The sequence below is a fragment of the Cellulomonas sp. CW35 genome, assembly GCF_052378485.1.
Taxonomy (GTDB): domain Bacteria; phylum Actinomycetota; class Actinomycetes; order Actinomycetales; family Cellulomonadaceae; genus Cellulomonas; species Cellulomonas uda.
In genome coordinates, this window is sequence record NZ_CP199000.1 from 2,159,035 (window position 1) to 2,172,365 (window position 13,331).

Genomic DNA, 13,331 nt, shown 5'->3' on the forward strand with positions numbered 1-13,331 from the left:
CCACCGCGATCCCGCGCGGGGGCCCGGGTAGTGTCGCCCCATGACCGCCACGCCCGACGAGCACCGTCCCTGGTGGCGTCGGCGGCGCGCGCCGGCGGGCACCGGACAGGCTCGCGGTCCCGCCTCCGACCCCAGCGACGACGAGCTCCACGACAGCGTCACGCGTCTCCTCGCGCGCGAGCTGGGCGTCGCCGAGCCCGCGCCGGACCACCCGCGCGCGGTCACGCCGGCCCGCATCGCCGCGTGGATGAGCGACAACCACTTCAGCTACTTCGTCGACAACGACGGCGACCTCGGCGGCCTGTGGCGCGGGCGCCTGTTCTACTTCTTCCTCTTCGGCGAGAGCTCGGAGATCCTGCAGGTCCGCGGCCAGTGGCACCGGGAGATCGCGATCGAGCGCCTCGAGGAGGTGCTCGACCTGTGCAACGAGTGGAACGCCGACCGGATCTGGCCCAAGGCGTACGTGCGCGTGCGGGACAACGGGCGCGTGCACGTCGTCTCGGAGGTCGCGACCGACCTCGAGCACGGCGCGACCGACGCGCAGCTCTCGCAGCTGCTGTTCTGCGGGCTGTCCACCGGCTCGATGTTCTTCGACGCGCTCGACGAGAAGTACCCCGACCCGGCCGGGAGCATGCCGTGAGCGGGCCCGGCTGGCTGCTGCGCGTGCTCGGCGGGCTGCCGAAGCCGCCCAAGGACGTGCCGTCGGACGACGAGGAGCCGCGTCCCGTCACGCGCGACCGCGTGGGCGACTACCTGCTCAGCAAGGGCTACCGGTTCATCGTCGACGACGACGGCGACCTCACCGGGACGTGGGACGGCAGCCGCTTCTGGTTCCTGCTCCTGGGCGAGCACGACGAGATCGTGCAGGTGCGCGGTCGGTGGCAGCGCCAGGTCCCGCTCGAGCAGCGGGGCGCGGTGTCCCTCGCGCTGAACGACTGGAACCGCGAGCGCATCTGGCCCAAGGCGTACGTCCGCGAGGAGGAGGGCATGCTCGCCCTGTACTCGGAGGTGAGCGCCGACTTCGAGCCGGGGGCGACCGACGCCCAGCTCGCGCAGATCCTGGCGTGCGGCCTGGGGACGGGTGTGCAGCTGTTCGCGGCGCTCGAGGCGACGATCCCGGGCCCCGGGCCGACGACCGGGCTGCCGGACGACTGACGCCGCACCCGGCGCACGCGCCGCGGTGCGCCCCACGCGGGTGCGCGTCAGCGGGTCAGCGAACCGTGAGCGTCGGCATCCCCAGGCTCACCGGACCGGCGGGCGCACCGCCCGTGCCGCACGAGCCGCCCGCGTGCTCGTCGTGCCCGTCCTCGTGCCCGTCCTCGCCGCCCTGCCGTGCCGCCCACGCGTCCCCGGCCCGGGTGCGACGCACCGCGAACGGGCCGCCCGTCACCGCGGAGTCCGCGACCAGGTGGTGCGGCGCGCCGTGCGTCACACGCACCGTGACGAGGTCGCCGGGCCGGGGGGCGTCCGCCGGGGCCAGGTCCCCCGGCAGTGCGAGGTGCACGAGCCGGTTGTCCGCGGCGCGCCCCGAGATGCGGCGCGTCTCGCCGTCCTTGCGGCCCTCGCCCTCGGCGACGAGCACCTCGACGACCCGACCCACCTGCGCGGCGTTCTCCTGCGCGCAGATCCGCTCCTGGAGCGCGACGAGCCGCTCGTAGCGCTCCTGCACGACCGCCTTGGGCAGCTGGTCCGGCAGGTCCGCCGCGGGGGTGCCCGGGCGCGGGGAGTACTGGAACGTGAACGCCGACGAGAACCGCGCGGCCTCGACCACGCGCAGCGTGTCCTCGAAGTCCTCGTCGGTCTCCCCCGGGAACCCGACGATGATGTCGGTCGTGATCGCGGCGTGCGGGATCTGCGCTCGGACGCGGTCCAGGATGCCGAGGAACCTTTCCGAGCGGTACGACCGCCGCATCGCGCGCAGCACGCGGTCCGAGCCGGACTGCAGCGGCATGTGCAGGGACGGCATCACCGTGGGGGTGTGCGCCATCGCCGCGATGACGTCGTCGGTGAACGCGGCGGGGTGCGGCGAGGTGAAGCGCACGCGCTCGAGCCCGTCCACGGCACCGACCGCGCGCAGCAGCTTGGCGAACGCGCCCCGGTCGCCGAAACCGACGCCGTAGGAGTTGACGTTCTGGCCCAGCAGCGTCACCTCGATCGCGCCCGTCGCGACGAGCGCCTCGACCTCCGCGAGGATCTCGCCGGGCCGACGGTCGCGCTCCTTGCCGCGCAGGTGCGGGACGATGCAGAACGTGCACGTGTTGTTGCAGCCCACGCTGATGGACACCCAGCCCGCGTACACGGACTCGCGGCGCGTCGGCAGCGTCGACGGGAAGACCTTGAGGGACTCCTCGATCTCGACCTGCGCGCGCTCGTTGTGCCGCGCGCGTTCCAGCAGCGCGGGCAGGACGTCGAGGTTGTGCGTGCCGAACACGACGTCCACCCACGGCGCCCGCTCGACGATGCCCGCGCGGTCCTTCTGCGCGAGACAGCCGCCGACGGCGATCTGCATGCCCCCCGGACGGCTGCGCTTGGTGCCCGCGAGGCGACCGAGGTTGCCGTAGAGCTTGTCCGCGGCGTTCTCACGCACCGCGCACGTGTTGATGACGACGACGTCGGCGTCCTCCGCCGCGACCTGCTCGGGCGTCGCCGCGACGTAGCCTGCCTGCTCGAGCATGCCGGCCATGTGCTCGGAGTCGTGCACGTTCATCTGGCAGCCGAGCGTCTTGACCAGGTAGGTGCGCGCCGAGCCCCGCGGCGCCTCGGCGGGCGTCGGGGCGGGCGCGGGGGCAGGCAGGGTCGTGGACATCACCGACCAGGGTACGCGCGCGTCGTCGCAGGCCGTCGCACCGCGGCGGTGGCCGGGCTGCCGTGACCTGGTCACGCGTCCGGTCCGCCCCAGATGTTTCCTGATCGAAACGCGACGAAGGATGCACCACGGGGCATTTCCCCCTACGTTCGTCGGATGGTGGACCTCGCGACAGCCTCGTCCGGGCCTGCGGCGCACGACGACGAGGGGGCGCCCCTCGTCGAGCTGCGCGGCGTCGACAAGCACTTCGGCCCCCTGCACGTGCTCAAGCAGATCGACCTGACGGTCGCGCGGGGCGAGGTGGTCGTGATCATCGGCCCGTCCGGCAGCGGCAAGTCCACCCTGTGCCGCACCATCAACCGGCTCGAGACCATCGACGCCGGCACGATCACGATCGACGGTCGCGAGCTGCCCGCCGAGGGGCGCGAGCTCGCACGCCTGCGGGCCGACGTCGGCATGGTGTTCCAGTCGTTCAACCTGTTCGCGCACAAGACGGTGCTGGAGAACGTCACGCTGGGGCCGATCAAGGCCAAGGGCGTCAAGCGCGCCGCGGCCCGCAGCCGCGCGATGGAGCTGCTCGACCGGGTCGGCGTCGCGAACCAGGCCGAGAAGCTGCCCGCCCAGCTGTCGGGCGGTCAGCAGCAACGCGTCGCGATCGCCCGGGCGCTCGCGATGGACCCCAAGGTCATGCTGTTCGACGAGCCGACGTCCGCGCTCGACCCCGAGATGATCAACGAGGTGCTCGACGTCATGGTCGGGCTCGCGCGCGACGGCATGACGATGCTCGTCGTCACCCACGAGATGGGCTTCGCGCGCCGCGCCGCGAACCGCGTGGTGTTCATGGACGGCGGCGAGATCGTCGAGCAGGCCGACCCCGAGACGTTCTTCACGTCGCCGTCGAGCGCGCGCGCCCGCGACTTCCTGTCCAAGATCCTCACCCACTGACACTGACCCGGACGACCCGCCGACCTCCCGCACGAAGCGCAGTCACCCGACACGAAGGGACCCACCATGACCCGTCTCACGCACCGGCCGCGCCGGACCGCGGGCGCCGCCGCGCTCGCCCTCGCCGCCGCACTCACCCTGGTGGCCTGCTCGTCCGACGACGGTGACGACGGCGCCACCGGCGACGGGACCGGCGACGGCGGCACGATCCGCATCGGCATCAAGTTCGACCAGCCCGGCCTGGGCTTCAAGGACGGCGACGAGTACACCGGGTTCGACGTGGACGTCGCCCGCTACGTCGCCGACAAGCTCGGCTACTCCGAGGACCAGATCGAGTTCGTCGAGTCCCCGTCCGCGCAGCGCGAGACCATGCTGCAGAACGGCCAGGTCGACATGATCTTCGCGACGTACTCGATCACCGACGAGCGCAAGAAGGTCATCTCCTTCGCCGGTCCGTACTTCGTCGCCGGTCAGGACCTGCTCGTCGCGGCCGACGACACCTCGATCACCGGCCCGGAGGACCTCGACGGCAAGAACCTGTGCTCGGTGACCGGGTCGACGTCCGCGCAGCGCATCAAGGACGACTACGCGGCGGGCACCCAGCTGCTCGAGCAGCCCGGCTACAGCGAGTGCGTCACCGCGCTCACCGCCGGGACGGTCGACGCGGTCACGACCGACGACATCATCCTCGCGGGCCTCGCCGCCATCCCCGCCAACGAGGGCAAGGTCAAGGTCGTCGGCAACCCGTTCTCCGAGGAGAACTACGGCGTCGGCCTGCCGAAGGACTCCGACAAGTGCCAGGCCGTCACGGACGCCATCAACGCGATGCTCGAGGACGGCTCGTGGCAGAAGGCGCTCGACGACAACGTCAGCGCGTCCGGGTACGAGCCGAACGCCGACCTCAACCCGCCGACGCCCGCCGCCTGCGGGTGAGGCCTGACGTCCGGTCGGGCCGTCGGCGCGGCCCGACCGGACGCCGGCGGACCAGCACTCGGGTGGACGAAGCGTGACAGGAGGGTCGGTGGACGACTTCACGTCGTTGTTCAGCGAGTTCGACGTGCTCGGGGCGTTCTGGACCAACATCCAGCTGACGTTCTTCGCGGCGATCGTCTCGCTCGTCGTCGGGACCGTCCTCGCGGTCATGCGCATCTCCCCCGTGCCGAGCCTGCGGTGGGCCGGCTCCACGTACGTCACGCTGATCCGCAACACGCCCCTCACCGTGATCATCGTGTTCTGCGTGCTCGGCCTGTGGGGGCAGCTCGGCATCACGCTGTCGTCCGACTTCCAGCGCAACTTCTTCTGGCTGTCGGTGCTCGGCCTGGCCGTCTACCACGCGGCGTTCGTGTGCGAGGCGCTGCGCTCGGGCGTCAACACGGTCCCGGTCGGGCAGGCCGAGGCGGCGCGCGCGATCGGCCTGGACTTCGCCTCGTCCGCGCGGCTCGTCATCCTGCCGCAGGCGTTCCGGGGCGCGGTGGCGCCGCTCGGCAACGTGCTCATCGCCCTCACCAAGAACTCGACCGTCGCCGCGGCGGGCTCGGTCGCCGAGACCTCGGGGCTCCTGCGCACGATGATCGAGAACCGCCCGGACCTCATCCTGGCGATCTTCTTCATCTTCGCGTTCGGGTTCGTCCTCATCGTCGTGCCCATCGGGCTCGCGACGACGAGCCTGTCGCGGCGGCTGGCGGTGGCGCGGTGAGCGGGTCCGTCCTGTTCGACGCCCCCGGCCCGCGCGCGCGGCGCCGGATGGTCTGGGTCAACGTCGCCGCGACCGTCGTCGTCGTCGGCATCGCCGTGTACGCGCTGGTGCTGCTGAACGGCAAGGGCCAGCTCGACAGCGACCTGTGGGCCCCGCTGTTCACCGTCAGCGCGTGGCAGGACTACTTCCTGCCCGGCCTGCGCCAGACGCTCGTCGCGGCCGGGCTGTCCATCGTCACGGCGGGTGTGTTCGGGTTCCTGTTCGGGCTCGGGCGGCTGTCCGCGTCGCGCACCGTGCGCATGGTGTCGGGCGGCGTCGTCGAGTTCTTCCGCGCGGTGCCCGTGCTCATCATGATGGTCTTCTTCTACATGGCGATCCCCCGGCTCGACCTGGTCTCCCCCCAGGACCTGCCTCTCGTCTCGGTCGTGCTCGGGCTCACCCTCTACAACGGATCCGTGTTCGCCGAGCTCGTGCGCTCGGGCGTGCACAACCTGCCCCAGGGCCAGCGGGAGGCAGCGCTCGCGATCGGGCTGCGCCGGCCGCAGTCGCTGCGCCTCGTCGAGGTACCGCAGGCCGTCATCGCGATGCTCCCGGCGATCGCGAGCCAGCTCGTCGTGATCCTCAAGGACACCGCGCTGGGCGCGATCATCACCTATCCCGAGCTGCTCGCGGCGGCACGACGGTTCGGGTCCGGCAACGGCAACATCCTGCAGGCCCTCGTGGTCGCGGCGGTCGTGTTCATCGCCATCAACTGGCTGCTCACGCGGCTCGCCGAGGCGCTCGCCGGCCGGGTGGGTCGTCGCACGGCCGGCAAGGCGCGCGCCGAGGCGCCCAGCCTCGTCGTGACGGCCGGCGTCGACGACCAGCGGCCCTGACCCCGGCCGTCCCGGTACCGTCGAGTCGCCGTCCGGGCTGCCGTACCCGGCGTCGTCGCGGGTCAGCCGGCGGTGGCGCTCGCGCGGATCTCGCGCACGACCGTGACCGTGATCTCGCCCGGGTAGGTCAGGTCGGCCTCGATGTGCCGCGCGATCGCGCGCGCGAGGTCCGGCAGGCTCCCGTCGTCCACCTCCGACGGCTCGACGACGACGCGCACCTCGCGCCCCGCGGCCATCGCGAGCGCCCGCCGCACGCCCCGGTGCTTCGCGACCAGGCTCTCGAGCCGGTCCATGCGCTCGAGGTACTGGTCGAGCTCCTGGCGCCGCGCGCCCGGGCGCGACGCCGAGATCGCGTCGGCGATCTGCACGACGACGGCCTCGACCGTCTCGAGCGGCACCTCGTCGTGGTGGGCGGCGATCGCGTTGACGACGACGTCGTCCTCCCCGTGGCGCCGGGCGAGCTCGGCGCCCACCGCGGCGTGCGACCCCGGGATCTCGTTCGTGAGCGCCTTGCCCACGTCGTGCAGCAGTGCCGCACGCCGCGCGAGCTGCTCGTCCGCACCGAGCTCCGCCGCGACCGAGCCCGCGAGCAGCGCGCTCTCGACGAGGTGCTCGAGCACGTTCTGCCCGTACGACGTGCGTAGCCGCAACCGCCCGAGCGTGCGCACGAGCACCGGGTGCAGCCCCTCCACCCCCGCGCGCTCGGCCGCGACGTGCCCGGCCGCGACCGCACGGTCGTCGGCGCCGGCGAGCGCCTCGGCGTACGCCTCCTCGATGCGCTGCGGCTGGATCCGCCCGTCCGCGACGAGCGCCTCGAGCGTCACCTGGGCGACCTCGCGACGCTCGGCGTCGAAGCACGAGAGCACCACGGCGTCCGGTTGCTCGTCGACGAGCACGTTGACGCCGGTGAGCGCCTCGAAGGACCGGATGTTGCGGCCCTCCTTGCCGATGATGCGGCCCTTCATCTCGTCCGACGGCACCGGGACGACGGTCAGGCCGGCCTGCGCGCTCGTGGCCACGGCCGTGCGGTGCACCGCGGTCGCGACGATGCGGCGCGCACGGGCCTCCGCGGTGCGGCGCGCCTGGGCCTCTGCGCGTCGTACGTACGACGAGGCCTCGTTCTGCGCCTGCTCGGTGATGCGGCGGGTGAGCGCGGCCCGCGCCTCGTCGGCCGTGAGCCCGGTCGCCGACTCCAGCTCGGCGCGCGCCTGCGCGTGCGCGGCGTCGAGGGTCGTGCGCGCCTGCTGGGCGGCGCGCTCCACCTGGGCGGCGCTGTCACGCTCGGCGGCGGCCAGCGCACGCTCGGCGGCGCGCTCGGCGGTCTGCGCGCTGCGCTCGTGCTCACGAGCGCGCTCCTCGGCGGCCTGGGCCTGCGAGTGCGCCGCGGCGGCGGCCTCGTCGCGCTCGCGCGCCCGCTGCTCGCGTCGCTCGGCGGAGGCGAGCAGCTCACGCGCCGCACCTTTGATCTCGGCGACGTCCTTGGCCGCCTGCTCGCGCTGGGCGCTCGCCTCACGCCGCGCGATGAGCACGAGGATGAGCGCCACGAGGCAGGCGCCGAGCAGCCCGACGACTGTCGCGACACCGCTCCAGTCCACGCTCACCTCCGCTCGTCGCGGTCATTGTCGCGCACGCGCGGCTCCTCGTCCGCCGCGACACCCGAACCAGGACGAGGGCATCCGTCCAGGTCAGTGCCCGAGCGATGCGCCCGGGCGCTCGTCATGAGTCTCTCGTCCTGCCGGACGGGTGCCCCTCAGACGTCCCAGGGACCCGCGGCCGGACCGTCGTCGGCGTGCTGCCCGCGCTCAGCGGCGAGCTCCTCGCGCGCGAGCCGCAGCGCGAGTCCCGGCGCGTAGCCCTTGCGGCCGAGGGTGCCCGCGACCCGCCGCAGACGGGTCGCGTCGTCGAGCCCGGACGTCGCCCGGAGCTTGCGGCGCACGATCGCGCGCGCCGCCTCCTCCTCGTCGTCCTGGTCGACCTGCTCGAGCGCGACCGCCGCGGTCTCGTCGTCGATGCCCTTGCGCCGCAGCTCGACCGCGAGCGCCCGGCGGGACAGCCCGCGCTCCTCGTGGCGGGTCCGCACGAGCATCCGTGCGTACTCGGCGTCGTCGATGAGCCCGACCTCGGTGAACCGGTCGAGCACGCGCGCCGCGACCTCCTCGGGGACCTCGCGACGTGCCATCGCCTCCTCGAGCTGCGCCCGGCTCCGCGGCGCGCCCGTGAGCAGCCGCAGCGCGATGGACCGCGCGACGGACTCCTGGTCGGGCTCGGCGTCGTGCGCCGCGGCGCCCGTCGACGGCGGCTCCTGAGCGGGCCGCCGTCGACGAGCACCCGCGTTGCTCATCGCCATACCGGTGCTCCGACGGAGGTCAGAAGTCGACCGCCGGCGGCGCGTCCGCCGGCACGTCGAGGCGCGCACCGATGCCGAGCTTCTCCTTGATCTTCTTGTCGAGCTCGTCGGCGAGGTCCGGGTTGTCGCGCAGGAACTTGCGCGCGTTCTCCTTGCCCTGACCGAGCTGGTCGCCCTCGTACGTGAACCACGCACCGGACTTGCGGATGAAGCCGTGCTCGACGCCGAGGTCGATCAACGAGCCCTCGCGCGAGATGCCCACGCCGTACAGGATGTCGAACTCGGCCTGCTTGAACGGCGGCGCCATCTTGTTCTTGACGACCTTGACGCGTGTGCGGTTGCCGACCGCGTCGGTGCCCTCCTTGAGGGTCTCGATCCGGCGGATGTCCATGCGGACCGACGCGTAGAACTTGAGGGCCTTGCCACCGGTCGTGGTCTCGGGCGAGCCGAAGAACACGCCGATCTTCTCGCGCAGCTGGTTGATGAAGATCGCGGTGGTGCCGGAGGAGTTGAGGGCACCGGTGATCTTGCGCAGCGCCTGCGACATCAGTCGCGCCTGCAGACCGACGTGGCTGTCACCCATCTCGCCCTCGATCTCGGCCTTCGGCACGAGCGCGGCGACCGAGTCGATCACGATGATGTCGATCGCGCCGGAGCGGATCAGCATGTCCATGATCTCGAGCGCCTGCTCGCCCGTGTCCGGCTGGGACACGAGCAGCGCGTCGGTGTCCACACCGAGCTTCTTGGCGTACTCCGGGTCGAGCGCGTGCTCCGCGTCGATGAACGCCGCGATGCCGCCGGCCCGCTGCGCGTTCGCGACCGCGTGCAGCGCGACCGTCGTCTTGCCGGAGGACTCCGGGCCGTAGATCTCGATGATGCGGCCGCGCGGGAGACCGCCGATGCCGAGCGCGACGTCGAGCGCGATCGAGCCGGTGGGGATCACCTCGACGGGGGCACGGCCCTCGTCGCCGAGGCGCATGATGGAGCCCTTGCCGAACTGACGGTCGATCTGGGAGAGGGCGGCCTCGAGGGCCTTCTCGCGGTCCTGGGGTGCGGGAGGCATGTGCTCCACCTTCGTCTCGAGCAGCTGACGTGCTGCGCCTGCGGGGGCTGGTCTTCTCGTCGTGCGTGACGCTATGCCCGACCACCGACACAGCCGTCGCGCACCTCCCGGCCCTGTGGACGGCCCCTCACGGGGACCGACCTGTGGACGGGTGGACGTCGCGGACGTCGTCACCGCGCACCACACTACCGAACAGACGTTCGATCGCGCGCGACGATGTCCCGCGTGACGCGTCACCGCACGCGCAAGCGGACCTGGTCCCCGGGCTCGAGCACGTGCAGCGCGCAGCCCGGCGCCCGCCGCGCGACGGCCGCGGCGAACGCCGGACCGGCCGCGTCCATCCAGCCGGGCGGCAGCCGCCGCGAGACCGGGGCGTGCAGCGTCCCCCAGTGCACCGGCACGGCCGCCGCTGCCCGCACCGCCGCGACCGCCTCGGCGGCCTGGACCGGGTCCATGTGCCCGCCGGACAGCCGCGGCCCCCACCCGCCCACGGGCACCAGCGCGAGGTCGATGGGCCCACCCGCGAGCGCCGGCAGCTCCGCCATCTGCGGGAACGGCGCGGTGTCCCCCGCGAACCACACCCGCACCCCGGGGCCGACGACGAGGAACCCCACGGCGGCGTTCGGCCGGTGCGGCATGGGCCGGTGCCCGTGCACCGCGGTCACCGGCCGCACACGCACGCCCGTACCGGGCACGTGCCACCACGAGCCCTCGGGCACCGCGACCGCCGGCACGCCGTGGCGGGTGAGCCAGTGGGCGTTGCTGGGCGGTGCGACCACGGGCGTCGCGCCCAGCAGCTCGAGCGAGCCCAGCTCCGCGTGGTCGTGGTGCAGGTGCGAGACCAGCACCGCGTCCGCGTCGCACCAGTCCTCGCGCCGCGGCGCCCCGCCGCGACGGCGCAGCAGGCCCGCGTGACGGCGCAGCAGGGGGTCCGTCAGCAGCCGGACGCGTCGCGCGACCCCCGGCTGCTCCCCCGCGAGCGTGAGGTCGAGCACCACGCTCGCGTGACCGAGCCAGCGCACCGTGACATCGGGCACCGTGACATCGGGCACCGTGACGTCCGGCACCGTGACGTCGGGCATCTCGTCCCGCGACGTCACGTCACACCTCCCGCAGCCCGGCGCGCCGCGCCCACCGCACGAGCTGCTCGTGCACGGCCTCCGCGCCCACGAGCAGGTGCTGCGCGCCGACCGCCTCGCGCAGCTCGTCGTCCACGGGCCACTGCGCGGGGTGCAGGAGCATCGCGAGGTTCTGCGCCCCGCCGATCCCGCCGTGGGACCCGACCTGGCCCTCGAACGCGTGCACGTGCCCGCCCGGCGTGACGCGCGAGACGAGCAGCAGGTCCCCCGTGTGCGGCAGCCGCGCGGCGCGCGCGAGGTCCGCGCGTCCCCGCGGCCCGTACGGCGCCAGCGGGTCCTCCCCCTCGACCGCGTCGGCCGGGTCCGCGTCGCGGTCGGGCTCCAGGAGCACCAGTCCGCGCGCACCGATCGCGACGAGCCCGCGCGTGCGCGTGTCCACGACGACCGCCCCGACGCCGGGCCGCGCGGCTAGCCCCGGCACGAGCGCGGGCCAGCGCTCCTGCATCTCCTCGAGGACGAGCCGGTGGTCGGCTCGCGGGAACCACACCAGCCCGAGGTTGCCGGACCCGACGACGACCACCTCGGGCGGCTCGGGGGTCGCGGAGTCCCGTACGCGACCCGACGCCCGTCCGGCGTCCGGCCCGACCGCGCGGCTGCCGCCCGAGCCCACGACGCTCGTCAGGAGCGCGTTGAGCGGTCCCCAGTCCTCGCCGGTCCCGCTCTGGACACCGCTCGCGTCCGGCCGCGCCATGAGCTCGCGCACGACGTCGAGCAGGCTCGCGCCCTCGAACTGCTCGAACGTCTCGCCGAGCGCCTGCCCGTGGTCGGACAGCACGACGACGCGGTAGTCGCGCGGCGCGACCGCGACGGCCTGCTCGAGCGTGCGCAGCACCCGGTCGAGCCCTTCGAGCGCCCGCAGCGACTCCGGGCGCGTGGGACCGGCGTGGTGCGCGATCTCGTCGTAGTCGACGAGGTCGACGAACACCACCGGGTCGCCCCGGACGACCGCCTCGGCGACGAGCGACGTCGACAGGTCCCGCATGAGCACGTTCGTCACGCCGCGCAGCACCACGTACCAGCCGCCGCGCGAGATGCGCGGGCGCACGTCGCGCACGTGCTGGCGCCGCGCCTGGTACAGCTCCTTGACGATCTCGCCGATCGTGAGCGAGACCGCGCGGGCGAGCACGAACGGGCTCGCGAAGAACCGCACGAACTCCGCCCCCGGCCCCAGGCCGCCGCCCGAGCCGTCGGGGGCGCGCGTGCGTGTGCGGCTCATCACGACGTACGCGCGCTCGGCGTCGCCGGTGAACATCGTGGACACGGCCGTGCCGCCGCCCGCCAGCAGCCCCTTGCCGTCGGTGAGGCGCGCCTCGACGAGCGCGGCGTCGGCGGGGTGGTTGGTCACGACGAGGCGGCCGAGTCCGCGGTCCCACCACCGGAACGCGGGGATCTCGCCGGACTCGCCGTGCAGCAGGCCGGCCTGGCTCGCGGGGGTCGTCGACGGCACGCGCGCCCACCACGTCTCGAGCCGGTGCGTGCCCTGCGTGAGCCAGCGCTGCATCGTCGGCGCGAGCCCGGCCTCGACCGCCTCGCGCAGCACGGGCTCGGCGACGCCGTCGAGCTGCACGACGAGCATGCCCGCGGGCCTGCCCTGCGGCACGCGGCCGTCGAGCCGGCGCGCCTTGCGGCGGGCGCGACGCAGCACGTCGGAGATCACGTACTCGGAGTCGTTCGCGCCGAGCAGCCAGCGGCCGACCGCCATGACGACCGCGGCGATCACGATGACGCGCACCACCGCCCACGCCGAGGTCACCTCGATGCCCGGCACCAGGGAGAGCGCGGCCCACGCGATCGCGACCTGCGCGACGAGGCCGAGCACCAGGGCGCCCATCGCTCCGACGGGCCGTGCGAGCGCGCGCAGCGGGGGGCGCAGCGCGAGGTCACCGACGAACACGAGGAGCGCGACGACGAGCACGCCGCCGACCCCGGTGGCCTCGACGCCGTCGACCAGGGCGATCGCGACCCCGAGACCCGCGGCGGTCGCGACGAGGCCGACGAGCGCGTCGGCCGCGTCACCGAACGTCGGCAGCCACGGCGCGCGCCGACGCGCGGTCTGCTCTCGCCCGTCGTCCACCGGCCGTCCTCGGGTCGTCCTCGGGTCGTCTCGGGTCGCCCACCGGCGGTCCGCCGGATGGTCCCAGTGCTGGTCTACCGGCTGAACGCCGGCCGGTCTACCGGCGGGGTGGCGCCGGGCGGCGCAGGTCGGCGCCCCAGCGCTGCGACTGAGGGATCTGCAGCTCGTCGCACATGGCGTGCCAGACCTCGCGCGGGTCGGCACCGTCCTCGAGCGCGGCCGCGGGTGTGCGGTTCTCGAGCGCGCCGACGACGAGGGTCGCGACCAGCTCGCGCCCGTGCGCGCTGCCGAGCACCTCCTCGACCAGCTCCCAGAACTCGCTGTACCTCACGGCGCCAGCCTGTCACGCGCAGGCGTCGGGACGCACACGGCCGGCGGACGCGGCC

Annotated in this window: 13 protein-coding genes; 6 read left to right on the forward strand and 7 right to left on the reverse strand. The window is 73.7% G+C overall.

The annotated features are described in order from the left end of the window. Positions 1-40: 40 nt before the first annotated feature. Complete coding sequence (locus ACT17Q_RS09895; RefSeq protein WP_094179787.1) at positions 41-640, forward strand: YbjN domain-containing protein; 600 nt, start codon at positions 41-43, stop codon at positions 638-640. Then, positions 637-1,155 (forward strand): YbjN domain-containing protein, encoded by a 519-nt coding sequence (locus tag ACT17Q_RS09900; RefSeq protein WP_094179786.1) that lies wholly within the window; start codon positions 637-639, stop codon positions 1,153-1,155. Before ACT17Q_RS09895 ends, ACT17Q_RS09900 begins: the two co-directional genes overlap by 4 nt. 55 nt (positions 1,156-1,210) lie before the next feature. On the opposite strand, the gene miaB is transcribed toward ACT17Q_RS09900, so the two are convergent. After that, complete coding sequence (gene miaB / locus ACT17Q_RS09905; protein WP_444662172.1) at positions 1,211-2,806, reverse strand: tRNA (N6-isopentenyl adenosine(37)-C2)-methylthiotransferase MiaB; 1,596 nt, start codon at positions 2,804-2,806, stop codon at positions 1,211-1,213. 156 nt (positions 2,807-2,962) lie between these two features. On the opposite strand from miaB, the gene ACT17Q_RS09910 reads away from it, so the two are divergent. The 4 genes from ACT17Q_RS09910 (at position 2,963) to ACT17Q_RS09925 (ending at position 6,322) form a co-directional block, all read left to right on the forward strand. After that, entirely contained in the window at positions 2,963-3,751 is a 789-nt protein-coding gene (locus ACT17Q_RS09910; protein WP_094179785.1) for an amino acid ABC transporter ATP-binding protein, read from the forward strand. Positions 3,752-3,817: 66 nt separating this feature from the next. Beyond that, on the forward strand, positions 3,818-4,684 hold the full coding sequence (locus tag ACT17Q_RS09915) for a glutamate ABC transporter substrate-binding protein (RefSeq protein ID WP_094179784.1): 867 nt from the start codon (positions 3,818-3,820) through the stop codon (positions 4,682-4,684). A gap of 88 nt (positions 4,685-4,772) precedes the next feature. Further along, complete coding sequence (locus ACT17Q_RS09920) at positions 4,773-5,447, forward strand: amino acid ABC transporter permease (protein ID WP_094179783.1); 675 nt, start codon at positions 4,773-4,775, stop codon at positions 5,445-5,447. Further along, entirely contained in the window at positions 5,444-6,322 is an 879-nt protein-coding gene (locus ACT17Q_RS09925; protein WP_444662175.1) for an amino acid ABC transporter permease, read from the forward strand. Before ACT17Q_RS09920 ends, ACT17Q_RS09925 begins: the two co-directional genes overlap by 4 nt. A 62-nt stretch (positions 6,323-6,384) precedes the next feature. On the opposite strand, the gene rny is transcribed toward ACT17Q_RS09925, so the two are convergent. From rny to ACT17Q_RS09955, 6 genes are all read right to left on the reverse strand, one after another. Further along, positions 6,385-7,923, reverse strand: a complete 1,539-nt coding sequence (rny, locus tag ACT17Q_RS09930; protein WP_444662177.1) for a ribonuclease Y — start codon at positions 7,921-7,923, stop codon at positions 6,385-6,387. 149 nt (positions 7,924-8,072) lie between these two features. Next, positions 8,073-8,663 carry a regulatory protein RecX gene (locus tag ACT17Q_RS09935; protein WP_198303563.1) on the reverse strand — a complete coding sequence of 197 codons (591 nt, stop codon included), beginning with the start codon at positions 8,661-8,663 and terminating at the stop codon, positions 8,073-8,075. Between the two features lie 25 nt (positions 8,664-8,688). Further along, positions 8,689-9,732, reverse strand: coding sequence for a recombinase RecA (gene recA / locus ACT17Q_RS09940; RefSeq protein ID WP_094182098.1), 1,044 nt, complete (start codon positions 9,730-9,732; stop codon positions 8,689-8,691). Between the two features lie 233 nt (positions 9,733-9,965). After that, a complete protein-coding gene (locus ACT17Q_RS09945) occupies positions 9,966-10,832 on the reverse strand; it encodes an MBL fold metallo-hydrolase (protein WP_444662180.1) in 867 nt (288 codons plus the stop codon). A 1-nt stretch (position 10,833) separates the two neighbouring features. Beyond that, on the reverse strand, positions 10,834-12,945 hold the full coding sequence (locus ACT17Q_RS09950; protein WP_444662182.1) for an alkaline phosphatase family protein: 2,112 nt from the start codon (positions 12,943-12,945) through the stop codon (positions 10,834-10,836). 97 nt (positions 12,946-13,042) lie between these two features. After that, the gene (locus ACT17Q_RS09955; RefSeq protein ID WP_094179779.1) at positions 13,043-13,276 is read right to left on the reverse strand and encodes a DUF3046 domain-containing protein; all 234 of its coding nucleotides are present in this window, start codon (positions 13,274-13,276) and stop codon (positions 13,043-13,045) included. Positions 13,277-13,331 lie beyond the last annotated feature (55 nt).